The following is a 20,638-nucleotide window of genomic DNA, read 5'->3' as shown; positions in this document are numbered from 1 at the left end:
AAAATCGATTCCGATTTTTCGGGGTCATGCACTAGGGTTATCCCTACGCAGCCGCACGAGAGCCCTAAAGCCGCATGGCCTATCTCGACAACATCGCCGTCTTCGTCCGCGTCGTCGAGCTTGGCAATCTGTCGGCGGCGGGTCGTGACATGCGCATTTCGCCGGCGGTTGCCTCCAACCGCATCAAGGAGCTCGAGAAGCACCTTGGTGTCAGGCTGTTCAACCGCACGACGCGGCAGTTGATGCCGACCGAACACGGCACCGTGTTCTACTCCGGCGCCAAGCAGGTTCTGGAAGCCATTACCGAGGCCGAAGCCGCGGTCAGCGCCTTGTCCGGCCAGCCGCGCGGCACCATCAAGGTGACAGCGCCGCTCGGGCTTGGCCGGCGGCTGGTGGCGTCGGGAATCCCCGATTTCCACGACAAATACCCAGACATCGAGGTGCGGCTGAGGCTTTCAGACCACAATGTCGACATCATGAAGGAAGGCATCGATGTCGCCTTCCGGCTGGGCATCATCGAGGATTCCAGCCTCAGGATGCGCGGCATCATGGAGTGCGAACGGGTGCTGGTGGCGGCGCCGAAATATCTGGAGGCGCGCGGTGAGCCGACCGAGCCGCAGGAACTGATCGGCAAGAAGCACGACTGCCTGATGCTGCGCTACGCCGGCGCACGCGAATACGTCTGGACGCTGCAGACGGCCGACGGCCCGCGGAAATTCGAAGTGCACGGGCCCTATGACACCGACGATGGCGACGTGCTGACCGGCTGGGCGCTGTCCGGCCGCGGCATCATCAACAAGCCGCGCTTCGAGGTCGAGCCGTTCATCCGCGATCGGCGGCTGAAGGTGATCCTGCCAGACACCCCGCCGACACCGGTGCAGTTCGCCGCCGTCTACCCGCACAAGAAGCTGCAGGACCCGAAGGTGCGGCTGCTGCTCGACTTCATGGCCGAGCGCTGCCAACGGCTGATCAAGGATATTCTGGCAGGCAAGTGACGGCTTGCTGGACCAGCGCAACCGGTTGCCATCCCTGGAGGTGGCGGACATAGTTCTGGTAGAGCTTTCGCCTTGCAAGGACTATCGATGGGCAACGGCCCCACAATGCATCTCGCCGTTTCCTTGTTGCCGGGAAATGCTCCTTCCAACGAGCCGCCAGCCGGCGGCGCGGATTTCAACCTTCTGGCCCGGTTCGTGCAAAAAGCCGAGGCAGCCGGGCTGGACATGGTGCTGCTTGCCGATTCAGCGCCGGTTTCAGGCGGCGACGCACCAAACCGGCAACTGCCCTTCGAAGCGACGACCCTGCTGGCGGCGCTGGCGACGGTGACCAGCAGGATCGGCCTGGTCGCCGCGGCATCGACGGTCGCCCACCAGCCCTACAATCTGGCGCGCCGTTTCGCATCGCTCGACATCATCAGCCACGGCCGTGCCGGCTGGCGCGCGACGATGACGCCGGATCTGCGCGAGGCGGCCAATTTCAGCCGGCCGGAAGGGTTTTCCGGCGATGATTTTCGCCAACGCGCGGAGGAATTCATCGGTATCGTGCAAGGCTTGTGGCGAGGCTGGGATGCAGATGCCCTGCTGTTCGACAAAAGCGATGGCCGCTTCTTCGATGCCGAAAAGATGCACCTGCTCGATCACAAGGGCGAGTTTTTCTCCGTGCGCGGGCCGCTGAACGTTGCACGCTCGCCGCAGGATACGCCGGTGCTCATCATGCCAGGCCTGTCGGAGCCCGACATGGAAATCGGTGCCCGCGTCGCCGATGTCATCCTGCTGGACGAGCCATCGATCGCGGGCGCCAAGGCTGACGATCTGAAGCGCCGCGCGCTTGCGTTCGGGCGTAGCCCCGGCGCGATAAAGGTGCTGATGAACGTCGCGCCGGGTGCTGAAATGGCCGCCAGGCCGGACGTTATCGCGGACAGGCTCGAAGAGTCCTTCCGGTCGAAAAGCTGCGACGGTTTCAACATACTCATGCCGCCGCTCGAGTCTGTTCTCGACGATTTCGTCGATCACGTGCTGCCGGAGCTTCGTCGCCGCGGCCTTCTCCGGTCGGATTATCCCGGCGCGACGCTGCGCTCCCATCTCCAATTGGTCGGGGAGGAGGGGCAATGACCGCCCGTCAGATGAAGCTCGGCGCCTTTCTGTGGGCAACAGGCCACCACATTGCCGCTTGGCGCCACCCAAAAGCGCATGTCACGGCGGGCGTCGACATCGAGCATTACATCCAGCTAGCGCGGACGGCGGAGGCGGCGAAGTTCGACCTGCTGTTCTGCGAGGACGCCGCCGGCGTGCGCGAGGCCAATGTCAACATTGCCAGCCAGACGTCACGCTCGATCGGGTTCGAACCCATCAGCCTGCTTGCGGCTCTCGCGGTCCAGACCAGCCGCATCGGTCTCGTCTCCACGGCGTCAACAAGCTACAACGAGCCTTACGGGCTGGCGCGGACTTTTTTGTCGCTCGACCATCTGAGCAGCGGCCGTGCCGGCTGGAATCTCGTCACGTCCGCCAGCCACATCGAAGCCGCCAATTTCGGTTCAACCGGCCTGCGCCCCCATGCTGACCGTTATGAGCGCGCGCGTGAATTCGCTGGCGTGGTTACCGCACTCTGGCGAGGCAAGCTCGACGGGGTTTCCGGACCTGGTCACGACAGCAGAAGCTTTTCAGTGCGCGACCCGCTCGACCTGCCGCGCTCACCTCAAGGCGCACCGGTGATGGTTCAGGCGGGGGCATCGGACGAGGGCCGGGATCTCGCCGCCCGAACCGCTGATGTCGTGTTCACGGCGGCGCAGACATTCGAGGAGGCGAAGGCCTTCTACACCGATCTCAAGAGGCGTCTGGCGACCTATGGGCGCGAACCGGACGACATCAAGATCATGCCGGGCGTCGCGCCGATCGTCGCGGCAACCGAAACGGAAGCCAGGGCCAAGCATGAGGAGCTGCAAGAACTGATCCCCGACGATGTCGGCGTGGCGCTGCTTTCCAGCTATCTCAGCATTTCCGATCTATGGCGCTACCCCATAGACGGGCCGCTGCCGCAGCTGCCGGCCAGCGAAGGCATGCAGAGCCGGCAGGCGCTGGTCATCGAGCAGTCGCGCCGGGACAACCTTTCGATTCGCCAGCTTGCCCGCCATTTCGCCGGCGCGCGTGGTCACTGGCGCGTCGTCGGAACGCCTGCCCAGATCGCCGACGAGCTCGAGGCACGCTTCGAGGGCGGCGCGGCCGACGGTTTCAACGTCATGCCGTCTTACTTCCCTGGTGAGCTCGATGCATTTGCCACACTTGTCGTACCGGAGCTGCAGCGGCGCGGCCTGTTCCGCAAGGACTATGAGGGCCGTATGCTGCGCGACCATCTGGGCTTGAAACGACCGAAGTGAGCAGCAGGCTATGGAAGTTCGCCTGCACGAAAATGCAGCTCGGCGGGATACCAGCCGTCAGCCGGCAATCGCTTTGCGACGAGAGGCGGGGTGCGGAGCGGCTGGTGCGACGGCATGCGCGGCCAGCGCCGTCATGATCTCGGCCGCCGCAACTGCCGCGATCACCTGCGGGCGCTTGTCCTTGACTGCATTGCCGCCGATCGGCGAGACGAGGCGGGCAAATTCCGCCGCGCTGCCGTCCGCCGACTTCAGGAACCAGTTCCTGAATGTCGCCTTTTTGGTCTTCGAGCCGATCATGCCGACATAGGCAGCATCCCGGCGTTTCAGTGCCTCGGCGACGATCAGGAAATCCAGTGCGTGGTCGTGAGTGAGCACGATGAACGCGGCGCCAGCCGGAGCTTTGCGCACCGATGCCTCGGGCATCGGCGTCAGACAGGTTTCGACAGTGTCCGGCATACCCTCAAGCGCCTCGGCCCGCGTCTCGACAACGACGACACGTACCGGCAGCAAGGCCACCGCCGAAGCCAGCGCATGGCCGACATGGCCGCCGCCGAAGATGTAGACATGCGGCAGCTGCGCCTGCTCGGCGTCCGCCGCCGCGACCAGCTCTTGCGCCAACGCCGTGTCGACCAGCCGGATCAGCACCTCGACCCTGCCGCCGCAGCATTGCCCGATCTCCGGCCCGAGCGGGACATCGAGTGTCGTGCGCGTATCCCTCCCCCTTGAGGGGAGGGTGGCAGCGAAGCCGTCGGGTGGGGTCGCCGCGGCAGTGCTCGACGCTCTGGCCGTGCCTTCTGAGACGACCCCCTCTGGCCGCTCCGCGGCCATCTGCCCCTCAAGGGGGAAGAGAAGCAGCTGCCGCGCCTTATCGATCGCCATGAATTCGAGTTGTCCGCCGCCGATCGTGCCAAAAATCGCCGCGCCCGAGACGAGCATGAAGGCGCCTTTGTCGCGCGGGGTCGAACCTTTTGTCCCGGCCACCTCGACCAGGACGACCCGACCGGCGCCGGCAAGAAAGGCTTTCAAGCTTTGCACTTTCGAGGTCATGTTTCGCTTTCCCTACCGGGAAATATAGAGTTTTTGGCCCGGATTGCACGCCCTGTCCGAACCTGGGACCTGTTCTGGGGTGGGGTTCAAGCACCAGCCTTGGCTTCCCTCTTCAGCCGTTCGATCGCCATCAGCACCCGCTCCGGCGTCGCCGGTGGGTCGAGGCGCGGACAAATCCTGTGGTCGGCAACGCTCGCCACCGCATCCGACAGCGCATGCAGCACCGAGATGCCGAGCGGCAGAGGCGGCTCGCCGACCGCCTTGGAGCGGTGCACCGTCGGCTCGCTCGCTTCCGGCCAATCGGCCAGCCTCACGTTGAAGATCTTCGGCCGGTCCGAGGCCAAGGGGATTTTGTAGGTCGACGGCGCATGGGTGCGCAGCCGGCCCTTGTTGTCCCACCAAAGTTCCTCCGTCGTCAGCCATCCCATGCCTTGGATGAAGCCGCCTTCGACCTGGCCAAGGTCGATGGCGCGGTTCAGCGAGCGGCCGGTCTCGTGCAGGATGTCGGTGCGCTCGACGACATATTCGCCGGTCAGCGTGTCGACCGAGACTTCCGAGCACGCGGCGCCATAGGCGAAATAGTAGAAGGGGCGGCCCTCGCCCTTGTCGCGGTCCCAGTGGATTTTCGGCGTCTTGTAGAAGCCCGCCGCCGAAAGCTGGATGCGCGCCATGTAGGCCTGCCTGACGAGATCGGCGAAGGCGATCTCCTGGTTGCCGATACGCACCCGGTTGGGCAGGAACAATACCTGATCGCGCGGCACCTGGTATTTTTCGGCGGCGAAGTTGGTCAACCGCTCCTTGATCTGCCGGGCCGCGTTCTGCGCCGCCATACCATTGAGGTCGGAACCGGACGATGCGGCGGTCGCCGAGGTGTTCGGGACCTTGCCGGTCGTCGTCGCGGTGATCTTTACCTGGTCGAGGTCGATCTGGAATTCTTCCGCCACCACCTGCGCCACCTTGACGTAGAGGCCCTGCCCCATCTCGGTGCCGCCATGGTTCAGATGCACCGAACCGTCGGTGTAGACATGCACCAGCGCGCCGGCCTGGTTGTAGTGGGTGGCGGTGAACGAGATGCCGAACTTGACCGGCGTCAGCGCCAATCCACGTTTGATGAAGCGGCTGTTGGCGTTGAACGCTTCAATGGTGCGGCGACGCCTCGCATAGTCGCAACTCGCCTCCAACTCGGCGACGATGCGGTGGACGATGTTGTCCTCGACCGTCTGGTGATAGGGCGTGACGTTGCGGTCGCTGGTGCCATAAAAGTTCTTCTTGCGAATCTCGAGCGAGTCCTTGCCGACGGCAAAGGCGACCTCTTCGATGACACGCTCGGCGCCGACCATGCCTTGCGGCCCGCCGAAGCCACGGAAGGCGGTGTTCGACACGGTGTTGGTGTAGAGCGGCGCCGATTGCGCGTGCACCGCCGGCCAGAAATAGGTGTTGTCACAGTGGAACAGCGCGCGGTCGGTCACTGGTCCTGAGAGGTCCGCCGAGAAGCCGCAGCGCGCGGCGAACATGAAATCGACACCGAGAATATTGCCCTCGTCATCAAAGCCGACTTCGTAATCGACCAGAAAGTCGTGGCGCTTGCCGGTGGCGATCATGTCGTCGTCACGGTCGGGCCGGATTTTGACGGCGCGATGATGTTTCTTCGCGGCGATAGCGGCCAATACTGCAAACTGGTTGCCCTGCGTTTCCTTGCCGCCGAAAGCGCCGCCCATCCGGCGGATCTCCACCGTCACTGCATGGCTCGGCACGCCGAGCGCATGGCTGACCATGTGCTGGATTTCGCTCGGATGCTGGGTCGAGGAAAAGATGGTGACGTCCTGGTCCTCGCCCGGGATGGCCAGGGCGATATGGCCCTCGAGATAGAAATGCTCCTGGCCGCCAATGCGCATTTTTCCCTTCAGCCGGCGCGGCGCCGCTTTGATTGCAGCGGCGGCATTGCCACGCTTCAAGGTCAGCGGCGGTGTGACGAGCTTGTCCTTCCTGGCATCGAGGACGCCGATGTCGGTGACGAAAGGCAATTCCTTGTATTCGACCTTGGCCAGCCTTGTGGCGCGGCGCGCCTGCTCGCGGGTTTCGGCGATGACGCAGAAGATCGGCTGGCCGAAGAACTGCACCTTGCCGTCGGCCAGCACCGGTTCGTCGTGGCGGCCGGTCGGCGAAATGTCGTTTTCGCCCGGCACGTCACTGGCCGTCAGCACGTCGACGACACCGGGCGCTGCGCGCACCGCCGACAGGTCCATGCTGGTGATGCTGGCGTGCGTGGCCGTCGAAAGTCCGAGGCAGCCATGCAGCGTGCCTGATGGTTCCGGCATGTCATCGATATAGACGGCGGTGCCGCGGACATGCTTGTGCGCGGAATCATGGCGCTGGCCGGCGGCAACGCCACCAGCGATTTTCTGTGCCCTGAGGTTGGGAGCGTGGCGGGTCATGGCGCGCCTCTCCTCCCTTCTCCCCGTCCACGGGGAGAAGGTGGCCCGAAGGGCCGGATGAGGGGCAGCGTTGACGTTGACGAGCTTGCGAATATCGATCGAGGACGGCGACGCCCCTCATCTGCCTGCCGGCATCTTCTCCCCGGAAACGGGGAGAAGGACGCTACTCGCGATCGTTCGGCTGTTTGTTTGCCTGAGGTAATATACAAGCTCATCACGCCGCCTCGTGGCGCGATATCTGGATCGGCGCCTTGGTGCCGCTGGTCTCGGCGAAGAACCGCAACAGCAGGTTGCGCGCCGCCAGCGCCCGGTATTCGGCGCTCGCTCGCATGTCGGTCAGCGGGGTAAAGTCTTTGGCGTACTCGGCCATCGCCTTCTCGACCGTCGCCTCCGTCCAGGGCTTGCCAAGCAGCGCCTCTTCAACTGCGGCCGCCCGCTTCGGCGTTGCCGCCATGCCGCCATAGGCGATGCGGATATCCGCCACCGTGCCGTCCTTGGCCAAGGTCAGCAGGAATGCGCCAAGCGCTGCGGTGATGTCCTCGTCACGGCGCTTGGTGATCTTGTAGACGGCGAATTTCGTGTCGCTGCCCGGCACCGGGACATGCACGGCCTCGACGAACTCGCCCGGCTGCCGATCCTGCTTGCCATAGGCGATGAAGAAATCTTCGAGCGGGATCGTCCGCCGCTTGTTGCCGCGGCGCAGCGTCAACCGCGCATCCAAAGCGATCAGCGGCGGCGGCGTGTCGCCGATCGGCGAGCCGTTGGCGATGTTGCCGCCGATCGTGCCCATATTGCGCACCTGGTCGCCGCCGATGCGATCGAACAGCGGCCCGAGCGCGGGTATGCGCTTCGCCAATATTGAGAAAGCTTCGGTATAGGTGACACCAGCGCCGATCGAGATGATGCCCTTATCCTCGGAAACCGCGCAGAGCCCGTCGAGATTGCCGATGAAGATCGCCGGCGCAATCTCGCGCATATGCTTGGTCACCCATAGGCCGACATCGGTCGAACCGGCAACGATGGTAGCGCCGGGCTCCTTATCGAGCACGACGGCGAGATCGTCGGCATTGGCCGGCACGATCAGCCGCTGCTTGCCGGCGCCGATCTCGATACGCGAACCGTCCTTCATCCCTTCGAGCTTGGCCGTGATGGCCTTGCGCTCGGCCGCCAACGGGTCCTTTGCCGCCTTGCCGTAGCTGGAGATGGCGCGAGCGGCGCGGACGATCGCCTCGTAGCCGGTGCACCGGCAGAGATTGCCCTGCAGCGCCTTTTCGATGGCTGCATCCGAAGGCTCGGGCGACCGCATCCAGAGAGCGTAGAGCGACATGACAAAGCCCGGCGTGCAGAAGCCGCATTGCGAGCCGTGGAAATCGACCATCGCCTGCTGCACCGGATGCAGTTTTTCGCCGTCGCCACGCAAATGCTCGACAGTCACGACATGCGTGCCATCGAGCGAGCCGAGGAAGCGGATGCAGGCATTGACGCTTTCATAGACCAGCCGGCCGGCGGAGAGCCTCCCGACCAGCACCGTGCAGGCGCCGCAATCGCCCTCGGCGCAACCTTCCTTGGTGCCGCGCAGCGAGCGCTCGAGCCGCAGCCAGTCGAGCAAGGTCTCGTCGGGTGCAACCTTGATCAACGCAACGTGCTCGCCATTGAGGATGAAGCGTATCTCATTGCGCATCTTGAGCCCGGCCATGTCTCAACTCCCGCGATAGGTCGAATAGCCGTAGGGGGATATAAGCAGCGGCACATGATAGTGCACCGGCTCGGCCATGCCGAAGCGTATCGGCACGCTGTCGAGGAAGGCCGGTTCCGGCAACCTCAACCCCTGCCGGCGCAGATAGTCGCCGGCCGCGAAGACCAGCTCGTATTCGCCGGTGCGGAATTCCGCGTCGGCAAGCAGCGGCGCGTCACAGCGACCGTCGGCATTGGTGACCGCTGTCTTCAGATGCGTCCGCATGTCGTCGTTGATGCGGTAAAGCTCGATCGACAGGCCGGCCGCCGGCCTGCCGGTCGCGGTGTCGAGGACATGGGTCGTCAGACGTCCGCCTTCGGCTTTCGACGTTTCCGCCACTGGCTGCTCCCATTCCGGTACACTCAAACGTGCTTGACGAATTGTGCGCCAATTAAAGGCGATGCATAAGTCCCGGTCGAGCGGAGTGCTGCAAAAACACTTTCAAAATTTTCGGGGGAATGCGCAAGCAGGCCTTTCGATTATCCTGATCACACTATTCGGCAGGAGCGACAATGCGTTACGAACGAGACATGCGCGGCTACGGCGCCAATCCGCCGGATCCGAAATGGCCTGGCGGGGCGCATGTCTCGGTTCAGTTCGTCGTCAATTACGAGGAGGGCGGCGAGAACTGCGTCCTGCATGGCGACAAGGCTTCGGAAGCCTTCCTGTCCGAGATCGTCGGCGCCGCACCCTGGCCCGGCCAGCGCCATTGGAACATGGAATCGATTTACGAATATGGCGCTCGCGCCGGCTTCTGGCGATTGCTGCGCCTGTTCACCGAGGCTGAGGTGCCGGTCACCTGCTATGGCGTCGCCACAGCGCTGGCGCGTTCGCCCGACCAGGTCGCGGCGATGCAGGGGGCCGGCTGGGAGATCGCCTCGCACGGGCTGAGATGGATCGACTATCGCGACCATGCGCCGGAGGACGAGCGCCGCGACATGGAAGAGGCGATCCAGCTGCACTACGAGGTGACTGGGGCGCGGCCGACAGGCTGGTACACCGGCCGCACTTCGATCAACACCGTGCGGCTGGCGGCGGAGGAAGGCGGCTTCGACTATGTGTCGGACACCTATGACGACGAACTGCCCTACTGGTTCGAGCATGATGGGCCAAACGGATCGGCGAAGCCGCAGCTCATCATCCCCTATACGCTCGACGCCAACGACATGCGCTTCGCCACGCCGCAGGGTTTCAACTCGGGCGACCAGTTCTTCGCCTATCTCAGGGATAGTTTTGACACGCTCTATGCCGAGGGCAAGGCAGGGCGGCCGCGCATGATGAATATCGGCCTGCACTGCCGCCTTGTCGGCCGGCCGGGCCGGGTCGCGGCGCTCAAGCGCTTTGTCGACTACGTCAAATCGCACGACAAGGTATGGCTGGCGCGGCGCATCGACATAGCCAGGCACTGGCAGGAAATCCATCCGTTTCGGCCGCCGGCGCTGCGCCCGTCGAAAATGGAATTCGCGGCTTTCGTCCAGGCTTTCGGCGGCGTGTTCGAGCATTCGCCGTGGATCGCCGAGCGCGCCTACGAACTGGAACTCGGCCCAGCGCATGACAGCGCCGGCGGCCTGCACAACGCGCTGTGCCGTGTCTTTCGCGCCGCCAGCGAGGCCGAGCGGCTCTCCGTGCTCAACGCCCATCCCGACCTCGCCGGAAAACTGGCGCAGGCCAAGCGGCTGACGGCGGAATCGACGAGGGAACAGGCCTCCGCCGGGCTCGACGCGCTGACCGACAAGGAGCGCGAGCTGTTCTCGAAACTCAATGCCGCCTACGTCACTTCCTTTGGCTTTCCCTTCATTATCGCGGTGAAAGGCACGACCAAGGCGGAAATCCTGGCTGCGTTCGAGGCGCGCATCGGCAACAGCCACGACGTCGAATTCGACACCGCCTGCAAACAGGTCGAGCGCATTGCGCTGCTTCGCCTCAAGGACATGCTTCCGCAATAGGCTTGGCTTCCACAATAGGTCTTTGAAATGATGGATATGAAAATGGCCGACCGACCCTACTACGCGCCGCAAGGCGGCCACCCCGGCCAGAGTGAGCTGCTGACCGGCCGGGCCGTCTTCACCGAGGCCTATGCCGTCATTCCAAGGGGGGTGATGCAGGACATCGTCACCAGCGCCTTGCCATTCTGGGACAAGACCCGCGTCTGGGTGCTGTCGCGCCCGCTGTCGGGTTTTGCCGAGACGTTCTCGCAATACATAGTCGAGGTCGCACCCGGCGGTGGCAGCGATCGGCCGGAACCGGATGCCGGCGCCGAGGGCGCTTTGTTCGTGGTCGAGGGCGAGCTGACCGTTTTGCTGGCTAACGAGAAAAATGTCCTGCAGCCGGGTGGCTTTGCTTTCCTGCCGCCGGCCAGCGGATGGACCGTTCGCAACGAGAGCGATGAAGCTGTCCGCTTCCACTGGATCCGAAAAGCCTACGAGGCCGTTGAGGGCATAGATACGCCGCAAGGCTTCTTCGCCAACGAACAGGACATCGCGCCCACGCCGATGCCCGGCACCGACGGTCGGTGGGCGACGACGCGCTTCGTCGATCCTGAAGACATGCGCCACGACATGCATGTCACCGTCGTCACGCTCGAGCCGGGCGCGGTCATCCCCTTCGCCGAGACCCATGTCATGGAGCACGGCCTCTATGTGCTGGAAGGCAAGGCGGTCTATCGCCTCAACCAGGACTGGGTCGAGGTCGAGGCCGGCGACTATATGTGGCTGCGCGCCTTCTGCCCGCAGGCCTGCTATGCCGGCGGTCCGGGAAAATTCCGTTACCTGCTCTACAAGGACGTTAACCGCCACGCCAAGCTTGGCGGCGCCGGCGTCGCGAGACACGCGTCTTGACCCGCATCATCGCGCGGCCGCTGACCCGCGAGAACTTCGCCGAATTCGGCGACGTCATCGATATGGGCGGCGAAAACCACTACCCGATCAATGGCGGCAGAGCGGAGCGCTACCATGACCTCGCCGCCGTCGAAGCGCAGGGGCCGAATGCGCGCGTGCTGATATCCATGGTGCGTGGCACGCCTTACGAATTTCCGCTGAAGCTGACCATGGTTGAGCGTCACCCGTTCGGCAGCCAAGCTTTCATCCCGCTGTCGCCACGGCCGTTCCTGGTCATCGTTTGCCATGATGGCGACGAAGGTCCGGGCGAGCCGCACGCCTTCATCACCGCGCCTGGGCAAGGCGTCAATTACCCCCGCAATCGGTGGCACGGGGTGCTGACGCCGATCGGCGAGGCCCAGGATTTTCTCGTGGTCGACCGCGGTGGCGACGGCTCCAACCTCGAAGAGTGCCATTTCTCGCACGCTTATGGGATCCATCTTCCCGACGGGACCGCATGATGGCCGACGTCTCGCTGATCGACCGACTGCTCGACGTCATCGAGCACGACATTGTGCCGAAGACGGCCGAAGGCGTCGCCCACGGCAACAAGCTATTCGGCGCGGCGATCCTGCGGAAGAGCGACCGCTCGCTCGTGCTCGCCGAAACCAACAACGAGACGGAAAATCCGCTCTGGCATGGCGAGGTGCACTGCCTGAAGCGGTTCTATGAAATGCCGAAGGCCGAGCGCGTCGACACCAAGGACGCCATTTTTCTCGCCACGCACGAACCCTGTTCGCTCTGTCTGTCGGCGATCACCTGGACCGGCTTCGATAATTTCTACTATCTGTTCAGCCACGAGGATTCGCGCGACAGCTTCGCCATCCCGCATGACCTTAAGATCCTGAAGGAGGTCTTCACCCTCGACCCCGGCGGCTACAATGCCGAGAACGCCTACTGGAAGAGCTTTTCGATCCGCAAATTGGTGCGGTCGCTGCCCGAGGCCGAGCGCCAGCGACTGCAAACGCGGATCGGCACGATCGCCGCGCGCTACGACGAACTGTCCAATACCTACCAGGCGAGCAAAGCCGAAAACGACATTCCGCTGAGCTGACGCGGATTGACCAGCCGATTTCGTTGGCTGGCCCATGACGCATCGGCAGCGGCTCCATCATGTGGCCGCATGAAAACCGTCACTGAATTTCCCCGTAAGGTCGTCGAGTTTCCGGATATGGGGATCGTCATGCCGGATGGCTGCAGGCTGTCGGCGCGGGTGTGGATGCCAGTCGACGCTGGCGACGATCCGGTGCCGGCGATCCTCGAGCACCTGCCCTACCGCAAGCGCGACGGCACGATCTTTCGCGATCAGCTGACGCATCCCTATTTCGCCGGCCACGGCTACGCCTCGATCCGCGTCGACATGCGCGGCAATGGCGATTCCGAAGGGCTTATGGACGACGAATATTCCGAGCAGGAATTGCAAGATGCTTGCAATGTGATCGCCTGGGCAGCGGCCCAGCCCTGGTGCAACGGCAGTGTCGGCATGATGGGCATCTCCTGGGGCGGCTTCAACTGCCTGCAGACGGCAGCCAAGCAGCCGCCGGCGCTGAAGGCTGTCATCAGCCTGTGCTCGACCGTCGACCGCTATGCCGACGACATCCACTACAAGGGCGGCTGCCTGCTGATCGAGAATTTCGGCTGGGCCTCGACCATGCTGTCCTATTCATCGCGGCCGCCGGACCCGCTGCTGGCCGGCGACAACAGATGGCGCGACATGTGGCTGACCCGGCTGGAGAACCAGCCCTTCCTGGCGCCGCTGTGGCTGAAGCATCAGCACCGCGACGCCTACTGGAAGCGCGGCTCGATCTGCGAGGACTATTCAGCCATCCAAGCCGCCGTGCTGTCGATCGGCGGCTGGCATGACGGCTATCGCAACACCATTTCCCATCTCGCCGCCAATATCGAGGCGCCGGTCAAAGGCATCGTCGGCCCGTGGATCCACAAATACCCGCATTATGCCGCGCCCGAACCGCGCATCGGTTTCCTGCAGGAGGCGTTGCGATGGTGGGACCGCTGGCTAAAGGGCACCGACACCGGCGTCGAGGCCGATCCTGCCTACCGCGCCTATGTCATGGATAGCGTCCGCCCCGCGCGCTGGCATCCCGAGCGGCCGGGGCGCTGGGTCGCGGAACCGGTGTGGCCGTCGCCTGAGATCAAAACGCAGGACATCGAGTTGATCCCAGAAGGCCGCAAGCCGATCATCGTCGCTTCGCCGCAAAGCTGCGGCCTTGCCGGCGGCGAATATTTTCCCTTCACCTTCGGCCCGGAACTGCCCGGTGACCAGCGCCCCGACGATGCGCTGTCGGTGTGTTTCGACCAGCCGGTGCTCACCGAAGCGATCGACATTGTCGGCGCGCCGGAAGTGCTGGTCCGGGTTTCGTCCGACCGGTCTCAAGCGAACATCGCGATCCGGCTGTGCGATGTGCACCCCGACGGCGCTTCCGAGCTGATCTCCTACGGTGTGCTCAACCTGACGCACCGCAACTCGCACGAATTCCCGCAAGCGCTGGTGCCAGGCGAAACCGTCAGCGCGCGGGTCGTGCTCGACCAATGCGCCTACCGCGTGCCATCAGGCCACCGCCTGCGTATTGCCGTTTCGAATGCCTACTGGCCGATGATCTGGCCATCGCCGGAACCGGTCCGGCTTGGCCTGTCGGCGGCAACGCTGAAGCTGCCGTTGCGCCCGCTGGCGCAAGGCGACGAAGTCGGTTTCCCCTCACCCGAGGCAGCCGCGCCCTGGGCAACCGAAACGATCCGCGCCACCAATTCCGAACGTCATGTTGATCGCGACGAAAAGACCGGAATCGTCACGCTTTCCATCGTCGACGATTTCGGCGAGGTGCGCGATCTGGAGCATGGCCTCGCCAATGGCAGCATCGCGCGAGAGACATGGGCGATCCATCCCGACAATCCGCTGTCGGCGTCGGGCAAGACGCATTGGACGCAAACGCTGTCGCGAAATGGATGGTCGGTGCGCACCGAAACATCCGCCGAAATGCGGTCCGACGCGCAAAGCTTCATGGTTAGCGCCAGAATCGAAGCCTATGAAGGCGAAAATCTGGTTTTCGAGCGCAATTTCGAAGAGAAAGTCCCGCGCGCACTGCTTTGAGCGCTTATGCGGATTGGTCCAATTGCGACGTACGATTTACGCCACGGCATGTCGCATTCGGTCTTGCTTACGGCGTTCCCTTGCGGTCATTATTCTCCTCACAAGAAATCATAAAAAACGACCAAAAGGTCGAACCAACAGAGTGAGGAACTCAACATGTCGAACGAACTGGAATTTCTTAGCCGGCGCGTCGCATCCGGCAAACTGAGCCGTCGTGATTTTCTCGGCCGGGCGGCAGCGCTCGGCGTCACCGCGACCTTCGCCAACTCGCTGCTTTCAAGTGCGGCGCGCGCCGCGGGTCCGGTCAAGGGCGGCACGCTGAAGGCCGGTCTGGTCGGCGGCGAGTCCACCAACAGCCTCGATCCGGCCCTGTTCATGACCCAGGTGCCGTTCGCCTTCGGCAAGATGTGGGGCGAACTGATCGTCGAGTTGTCTCCGGAAGGCACTCTCGAGAACCGCATCGCCGAGGAGATCGGCGCGTCGGACGACGCCAAGACCTGGACCCTGAAGATTCGCGACGGCGTCGAATTCCACAATGGCAAGACGGTGACCGCCGAGGACGTGGCTGCCACGCTCGAACGCCATTCGGACGAGAAGGCGAAGTCGGGCGCGCTCGGCTACATGAAGGGCATCGAGAGCATCAAGGCCAGCGGTAAGGAAGTCGTGCTAACGCTGAAGGAGGCCAATGCCGACCTTCCCTATCTGCTCAGCGACTATCACCTCATCGTCCAGCCCAATGGCGGCAAGGACAAGCCCGACGCCGGCATCTCGGCCGGCCCCTACAAGATCACCACCAACGAGCCCGGCGTTCGCCATGGCGGCGAGCGCTTCGCCAACTACTGGCAGGGCGACAAGATGGGCCATGCCGACCAGATCGAGGTCATCGTCATCAACGACGCCACGGCGCGCACGGCGGCCTTGCAGGGCGGCCAGGTCAACATGATCAACCGCGTCGAGCCGAAGATCGTCGACCTGATCAAGCGTCTGCCGGGCGTCACCATCCGCAACCATTCGGGACCCGGCCACTACGTCTTCATCATGCATTGCAACACCGCGCCGTTCGACAACAACGATCTGCGCATGGCGCTGAAGCTGGCGATCGACCGCGAGGAGATGCTCGACAAGATCCTCAGAGGCTATGGCTCGCTCGGCAACGACTTTCCGATCAATGCGTCCTACCCATTGTTCTCCGACGACATCGAGCAGCGCAAATTCGATCCCGACAAGGCCAAATTCCACTACAAGAAGTCAGGCCATGACGGCGCCGTCCTGCTCAGGACGTCGGATGTCGCCTTCCCCGGCGCGGTCGATGCCGCGCAGCTCTATCAGCAGAGCGCGGCCAAGGCCGGCATCACGCTGGAAATCAAGCGTGAACCGGGCGACGGCTACTGGTCGGAAGTCTGGAACAAGCAGCCCTTCTCCGCTTCCTACTGGGGCGGCCGCTCGACGCAGGACCAGATGTATTCGACCGCTTATCTGTCGACCGCCGACTGGAACGACACGCGTTTCCTGCGTCCGGATTTCGACAAGATGGTGTTGGCGGCCCGCGCCGAGCTCGACGAGGCCAAGCGCAAGGCGATGTATCGCGACATGGCGATGCTCGTTCGCGACGAGGGCGGTCTCATCCTGCCGATGTTCAACCAGTTTATCGACGCGACGGGCGCCAAGGTCGCCGGCTGGGTCGACGATCCGCATCAGGAGCTGATGAACGGGTACGCTCTGGCAAAGTGCTGGCTCGAAGCCTGAGCCCGGCCTTGCGGATATGTCCTCACCCCTCGTGAAACTGGTGGCCCAGCGCATTGCGCTGGGTATCCTCCTGCTGTTGGCCGTATCGGTCCTGATCTTCGCCGGCACCCAAATCCTGCCCGGCGATGTCGCGCAAGCCATCCTCGGACAGTCGGCGACACCGGAATCGCTCGCCAATCTGCGCGAGCAGCTCGGCCTCAACGATCCGGCCTTAATCCGCTATTTCCGCTGGCTCGGCGGCGTCGTGACCGGCGATCTCGGCACCGCCATGTCGAGCGGGCAGGATATTGCGACGTCGATCAAGGGGCGGTTGTGGAATACGCTGTTCCTCGCCTTCTGGGCGGCAGTCGTGGCCGTGCCGCTGGCGATCATCCTCGGCCTGATTGCGGTGCGCTACCGCAATGGCTGGGTCGACAAACTGATCTCCGGACTGGCGCTTGCCTCGACGTCGTTTCCCGAATTCTTCATCGGCTACGTGCTTGTCTATTTCTTTGCCGTGAAATACCAGATCTTCCCTGGCATCTCGACGGTCTATGACGGAATGCCTTTCGGCGAACGCATGCAGGCGATCATGCTGCCGGCAGCGGCGCTGACGCTGGTGGTGCTCGCCCACATGATGCGCATGACGCGCGCCGCGATCCTCAATGTCATGCAGTCGGCTTATGTGGAAACCGCCGAGCTCAAGGGGCTTTCGGCATTCGCCGTCATCCGCAGGCATGCCTTCCCCAATGCGATTGCACCGATCATCAACGTCGTCATGCTCAACCTCGCCTACCTGATCGTCGGCGTCGTCGTGGTCGAAGTGATCTTCGTATACCCGGGCATGGGCCAATATCTCGTCGACCACGTCACCAAGCGCGACGTGCCGGTGGTGCAGGCGGTGGGCCTGATCTTCGCCGCCGTCTACATCAGCCTGAACATCTTTGCGGACATAGCGGCCATCGTCGCCAATCCGCGCCTCAGACATCCGAAATAGGGAAGCGGGCATGCTCGACATAAAACGCATCCCCATCCCCGCGCTGATCGGCCTGGTGCTGACGGCATTGTTCGTGCTGGCGGCGATCTTCGCGCCCTGGATCGCGCCGTACGGCAATGGCGAGATCGTCGGCGACGTCTGGGGCCCGATGTCGGCGACACATTGGCTGGGCACCGATAATCTGGGCCGCGACCTTCTTTCGCGCATGATCTACGGCGCCCGCATCACGCTGTTCATTGCGGTGCTGGCCACCGCGCTGTCCTTCTCGCTTGGCGCGATCCTTGGCTTCTCGGCAGCGGTTTTCGGCGGCTGGTTCGACACGCTGCTGTCGCGCCTTGTCGATCTCTTGATGTCGATCCCGACGCTGATCATGGGCCTGGTCGTGCTCTCGGTTCTGCCAACCAATCTGGTGACGCTGATCCTGGTCATGGGCATTCTCGACTCGACCCGCGTCTACCGCCTGTCGCGGGCGGTCGCCGTCGATATCAACGTTATGGATTTCGTCGAGGCGGCCAAGCTGCGCGGCGAAGGCAGCGTGTGGATCATCTTCCGCGAGATCCTGCCCAATGCGTTGTCGCCGCTGGTTTCGGAACTCGGCCTGCGCTTCATCTATGCGGTGCTGTTCCTGTCGACGCTGTCCTTCCTCGGTCTCGGCGTGCAGCCGCCTAGCGCCGATTGGGGCGGCATGGTCAAGGAAAACAAGGATGGTATCGTCTTTGGCATCGCGGCGGCACTGATCCCTGCGGCGGCGATCGCCATGCTGGCGATTTCCGTCAACCTTGTCGCCGACTGGGTGCTCAACCGCACGACAAGCCTGAAGGGAGGGCGCGGGTAATGGCTGACCAGCGAGCAAAGTCCGTGCTGCTCGATATCCGCAATCTGCGCATCGAGGCCACGGTGTTCCCGCCCGGCGAGGCGCCGAAGAACATCGTGCTGGTCCACGACGTCTCGCTGACGCTCGAGAAGGGCAAAGTGCTCGGCCTGATCGGCGAGTCCGGCGCCGGAAAGTCGACCATTGGCCTGGCGTCGATGGGCTATGGCCGCGGCGGCGTCCGCATCACCGGCGGCGAGGTCATGCTGAACGGCCGCGACATCCTTAAGGGCGGCAAGGAGGGTTTTCGCAAGCTGCGCGGCCGCGAGGTCTGCTATGTCGCGCAATCGGCTGCCGCCGCCTTCAACCCGGCGCACAGACTGATGGACCAGGTGGTCGAGGCGACGCTGCTGCATGGCACGGCGACACGGGCCGCAGCCGAAAAACGCGCCGTCGCGCTGTTCAAGAAGCTCAGCCTGCCGAACCCTGAAAGCATCGGCGAACGCTTTCCGCACCAGGTGTCCGGCGGCCAGCTGCAGCGCGTGATGACGGCGATGGCGCTGTGCTCCGAGCCCGACCTGATCGTCTTCGACGAGCCGACCACGGCGCTCGACGTGACGACGCAGATCGACGTGCTGGCGGCGATCAAGGACGCCATCCGCGACACGCATGTCGCGGCGCTCTATATCACCCATGATCTTGCCGTCGTCGCCCAGGTCTCGGACGAAATCATGGTGCTGCGACACGGTCGGCTGGTCGAATGGGGCGGCACCCGCCAGATCATCAAGGAGCCGCGCCAGGAATACACCAATGCGCTGGTCTCGGTGCATGAGATCGAGCACCAGGAGCAGAAGCCCGGCACGACGCCGTTCCTGTCGGTCAAGAACATCACCGCCGCCTATGGCCGCAGCCACATCAAGGTGCTGAAGAACGTCTCGGTCGATATCTATCCGGGCCAGACATTGGCCGTGGTCGGCGAGTCTGGCTCCGGCAAGTCGACGCTGGCGCGCGCCATCACCGGCCTTCTGCCACCCGAAGAGGGCACCGTCACCTTCGACGGACGTCCGCTCGCCAATCGGCTTGCCGATCGGCCGAAGGAGGATTTGCGCCAATTGCAGATGATCTACCAGATGGCCGACGTGGCGATGAACCCACGTCAGACCGTCGGCACCATCATCGGCCGGCCGCTCGAGTTCTATTTCGGTCTGCGTGGAAGGCAACGTGACGCCCGCGTTGCCGAGCTGCTCGACAAGATCGAAATGGGCAAGGGTTTCATCGACCGCTACCCGGCCGAGCTTTCCGGCGGCCAGAAGCAGCGCGTCTGCATCGCCCGCTCGCTCGCCGCCAAGCCGAAGCTGATCATCTGCGACGAGGTGACCTCGGCGCTCGACCCGCTGGTCGCCAATGGCATCCTGAAGCTGCTGCTCGAGCTGCAGAAGGAGGAAAACGTCGCCTATCTGTTCATCACCCACGACCTCGCGACGGTGAAGTCGATCGCCGATTCGATCGCAGTGATGTATCGCGGCGAGGTGGTGCGCTACGGCGCCAAGAGCCAGGTGCTGGCACCGCCCTTCGATGCCTATACCGATCTGTTGCTGTCCTCAGTCCCCGAAATGGAGATCGGCTGGCTGGAAAAGGCGATCAAGGGACGGCGCATGGCCAGCGCGGGGAATTAAACATCCCGGTGGCGCTGACGACAAAACTTCTGCTGATCATCCTCGACGGCGTGCCTTACCGCAACTGGCGCCGGCTGATGGGCAATCTCGAAGGCTGGGTGCAATCGGGCGAAGCGCGGATCTGGAAGATGCGCTCCGTGCTGCCATCGACTTCGGCCTGCTGCTATGCCTCGATCCACACCGGCGTGGCGCCGCAGGTGCATGGCATCTTGACCAACGAGAACCGGTTCCGCGTCGAGCAACCTGATATCTTCTCCGAAGTCAGCAAGGCCGGCGGCAAGACCGGCGCGGTCACCCATTCCTACTGGTCAGAATTCTTCCGGGCCTCTCCTTTCGATCTGGTCGAGGACATGGAGTTCGACGAGCCGGGCGGGCCGATCACCCATGGCCGGTTCCACACCATGACCGGCTACAATGCCAGGAACCAGATGACGCCGAGCGACGTCGACCTGTTCGCGACGCTGACCATGCTGACCAGACGCCACGGCATCGACTACGGCATCCTGCACACCTGCACGCTGGATTCGATGGGCCACCGCTTCGGCCACGACTGCCACGAGATGGACCATGCCGTCTATGCGATGGACGGCATGCTGGCCACCTTCCTGCCGAGGTGGCGGGAAGCCGGCTACGAGGTGATCGTCACCGCCGATCACGGCCAGACAGATCGCGGCCATCATGGCGGCCATGACGACGAGATGCAGGATTTTGCTCTGTATTACTTCGGACAGGGCAACGGGCCGGAGGCCGATACACTGCTCAACCAGCTGCAGCTTGCGCCGACTGTGCTAGCGCGCCTCGGCGTGCCGGTCCCGGCCACCATGAAGGCCAAGTCGTTTCTCGACTGAATGGGGTGC

The 20,638-nt window shown here is 63.6% G+C and carries 17 protein-coding genes; 13 read left to right on the top strand and 4 right to left on the bottom strand.

Annotated features, from left to right (window positions below; genetic code table 11):
• Positions 1-74 precede the first annotated feature (74 nt).
• The 3 genes from AC0L3N_RS00775 (at position 75) to AC0L3N_RS00765 (ending at position 3,370) form a co-directional block, all read left to right on the top strand.
• Entirely contained in the window at positions 75-995 is a 921-nt protein-coding gene (locus AC0L3N_RS00775) for a LysR family transcriptional regulator (protein WP_095493920.1), read from the top strand.
• An 87-nt stretch (positions 996-1,082) separates the two neighbouring features.
• The gene (locus tag AC0L3N_RS00770; protein ID WP_473544881.1) at positions 1,083-2,108 is read left to right on the top strand and encodes an LLM class flavin-dependent oxidoreductase; all 1,026 of its coding nucleotides are present in this window, start codon (positions 1,083-1,085) and stop codon (positions 2,106-2,108) included.
• Entirely contained in the window at positions 2,105-3,370 is a 1,266-nt protein-coding gene (locus AC0L3N_RS00765; protein ID WP_473544879.1) for an LLM class flavin-dependent oxidoreductase, read from the top strand. The genes AC0L3N_RS00770 and AC0L3N_RS00765 overlap by 4 nt, the downstream gene beginning before the upstream one ends.
• Positions 3,371-3,427: 57 nt before the next feature.
• Here the strand turns inward: AC0L3N_RS00765 and xdhC are convergent, their stop codons facing one another.
• From xdhC to uraH, 4 genes are all read right to left on the bottom strand, one after another.
• On the bottom strand, positions 3,428-4,417 hold the full coding sequence (gene xdhC / locus AC0L3N_RS00760) for a xanthine dehydrogenase accessory protein XdhC (protein ID WP_473544877.1): 990 nt from the start codon (positions 4,415-4,417) through the stop codon (positions 3,428-3,430).
• Positions 4,418-4,503: 86 nt separating this feature from the next.
• Positions 4,504-6,852, bottom strand: coding sequence for a xanthine dehydrogenase molybdopterin binding subunit (gene xdhB, locus AC0L3N_RS00755; protein WP_473544875.1), 2,349 nt, complete (start codon positions 6,850-6,852; stop codon positions 4,504-4,506).
• Between the two features lie 214 nt (positions 6,853-7,066).
• Entirely contained in the window at positions 7,067-8,548 is a 1,482-nt protein-coding gene (gene xdhA, locus AC0L3N_RS00750) for a xanthine dehydrogenase small subunit (RefSeq protein WP_473544873.1), read from the bottom strand.
• A gap of 3 nt (positions 8,549-8,551) precedes the next feature.
• Entirely contained in the window at positions 8,552-8,926 is a 375-nt protein-coding gene (uraH, locus tag AC0L3N_RS00745; RefSeq protein WP_095493926.1) for a hydroxyisourate hydrolase, read from the bottom strand.
• Between the two features lie 173 nt (positions 8,927-9,099).
• Here uraH and puuE point away from each other — a divergent pair, with 173 nt between their 5' ends.
• The 10 genes from puuE to AC0L3N_RS00695 all read left to right on the top strand — a co-directional run bounded on the left by puuE (position 9,100) and on the right by AC0L3N_RS00695 (position 20,629).
• Complete coding sequence (gene puuE, locus AC0L3N_RS00740) at positions 9,100-10,533, top strand: allantoinase PuuE (RefSeq protein ID WP_473544871.1); 1,434 nt, start codon at positions 9,100-9,102, stop codon at positions 10,531-10,533.
• 42 nt (positions 10,534-10,575) lie between these two features.
• Entirely contained in the window at positions 10,576-11,424 is an 849-nt protein-coding gene (locus AC0L3N_RS00735) for a bifunctional allantoicase/(S)-ureidoglycine aminohydrolase (protein WP_473544869.1), read from the top strand.
• The gene (locus AC0L3N_RS00730; RefSeq protein WP_473544867.1) at positions 11,421-11,924 is read left to right on the top strand and encodes an ureidoglycolate lyase; all 504 of its coding nucleotides are present in this window, start codon (positions 11,421-11,423) and stop codon (positions 11,922-11,924) included. The genes AC0L3N_RS00735 and AC0L3N_RS00730 overlap by 4 nt, the downstream gene beginning before the upstream one ends.
• Complete coding sequence (locus tag AC0L3N_RS00725; RefSeq protein WP_473544865.1) at positions 11,924-12,517, top strand: nucleoside deaminase; 594 nt, start codon at positions 11,924-11,926, stop codon at positions 12,515-12,517. Before AC0L3N_RS00730 ends, AC0L3N_RS00725 begins: the two co-directional genes overlap by 1 nt.
• Before the next feature lie 69 nt (positions 12,518-12,586).
• Positions 12,587-14,572, top strand: a complete 1,986-nt coding sequence (locus tag AC0L3N_RS00720) for a CocE/NonD family hydrolase (protein WP_473544863.1) — start codon at positions 12,587-12,589, stop codon at positions 14,570-14,572.
• A 156-nt stretch (positions 14,573-14,728) separates the two neighbouring features.
• The gene (locus AC0L3N_RS00715) at positions 14,729-16,318 is read left to right on the top strand and encodes an ABC transporter substrate-binding protein (protein WP_473526217.1); all 1,590 of its coding nucleotides are present in this window, start codon (positions 14,729-14,731) and stop codon (positions 16,316-16,318) included.
• A gap of 16 nt (positions 16,319-16,334) precedes the next feature.
• Positions 16,335-17,294 carry an ABC transporter permease gene (locus tag AC0L3N_RS00710; RefSeq protein WP_473544861.1) on the top strand — a complete coding sequence of 320 codons (960 nt, stop codon included), beginning with the start codon at positions 16,335-16,337 and terminating at the stop codon, positions 17,292-17,294.
• 10 nt (positions 17,295-17,304) lie between these two features.
• Positions 17,305-18,129 carry an ABC transporter permease gene (locus AC0L3N_RS00705; protein ID WP_254024184.1) on the top strand — a complete coding sequence of 275 codons (825 nt, stop codon included), beginning with the start codon at positions 17,305-17,307 and terminating at the stop codon, positions 18,127-18,129.
• Positions 18,129-19,781, top strand: a complete 1,653-nt coding sequence (locus AC0L3N_RS00700; RefSeq protein WP_473544859.1) for an ABC transporter ATP-binding protein — start codon at positions 18,129-18,131, stop codon at positions 19,779-19,781. Before AC0L3N_RS00705 ends, AC0L3N_RS00700 begins: the two co-directional genes overlap by 1 nt.
• 8 nt (positions 19,782-19,789) lie before the next feature.
• Positions 19,790-20,629, top strand: coding sequence for an alkaline phosphatase family protein (locus AC0L3N_RS00695; protein ID WP_473544857.1), 840 nt, complete (start codon positions 19,790-19,792; stop codon positions 20,627-20,629).
• The last annotated feature ends 9 nt before the right edge of the window (positions 20,630-20,638 follow it).

Source organism: Mesorhizobium sp. WSM4807 (assembly GCF_055811615.1).
Note: the sequence above shows the minus strand (reverse complement) of the source record. Positions and strands in the feature narration are given on the sequence as shown.

Excerpts from the sequence above, each read along its gene's own strand:
- AC0L3N_RS00765 (WP_473544879.1), top strand. The coding sequence starts at position 2,105 with ATGACCGCCCGTCAGATGAAGCTCGGCGCCTTTCTGTGGGCAACAGGC.
- AC0L3N_RS00715 (WP_473526217.1), top strand. The coding sequence starts at position 14,729 with ATGTCGAACGAACTGGAATTTCTTAGCCGGCGCGTCGCATCCGGCAAA.
- AC0L3N_RS00705 (WP_254024184.1), top strand. The coding sequence starts at position 17,305 with ATGCTCGACATAAAACGCATCCCCATCCCCGCGCTGATCGGCCTGGTG.
- puuE (WP_473544871.1), top strand. The coding sequence starts at position 9,100 with ATGCGTTACGAACGAGACATGCGCGGCTACGGCGCCAATCCGCCGGAT.
- AC0L3N_RS00775 (WP_095493920.1), top strand. The coding sequence starts at position 75 with ATGGCCTATCTCGACAACATCGCCGTCTTCGTCCGCGTCGTCGAGCTT.
- xdhB (WP_473544875.1), bottom strand. The coding sequence starts at position 6,852 with ATGACCCGCCACGCTCCCAACCTCAGGGCACAGAAAATCGCTGGTGGC.
- AC0L3N_RS00735 (WP_473544869.1), top strand. The coding sequence starts at position 10,576 with ATGGCCGACCGACCCTACTACGCGCCGCAAGGCGGCCACCCCGGCCAG.
- xdhA (WP_473544873.1), bottom strand. The coding sequence starts at position 8,548 with ATGGCCGGGCTCAAGATGCGCAATGAGATACGCTTCATCCTCAATGGC.
- AC0L3N_RS00770 (WP_473544881.1), top strand. The coding sequence starts at position 1,083 with ATGGGCAACGGCCCCACAATGCATCTCGCCGTTTCCTTGTTGCCGGGA.
- xdhC (WP_473544877.1), bottom strand. The coding sequence starts at position 4,417 with ATGACCTCGAAAGTGCAAAGCTTGAAAGCCTTTCTTGCCGGCGCCGGT.
- AC0L3N_RS00725 (WP_473544865.1), top strand. The coding sequence starts at position 11,924 with ATGGCCGACGTCTCGCTGATCGACCGACTGCTCGACGTCATCGAGCAC.
- AC0L3N_RS00700 (WP_473544859.1), top strand. The coding sequence starts at position 18,129 with ATGGCTGACCAGCGAGCAAAGTCCGTGCTGCTCGATATCCGCAATCTG.
- AC0L3N_RS00710 (WP_473544861.1), top strand. The coding sequence starts at position 16,335 with ATGTCCTCACCCCTCGTGAAACTGGTGGCCCAGCGCATTGCGCTGGGT.
- AC0L3N_RS00720 (WP_473544863.1), top strand. The coding sequence starts at position 12,587 with ATGAAAACCGTCACTGAATTTCCCCGTAAGGTCGTCGAGTTTCCGGAT.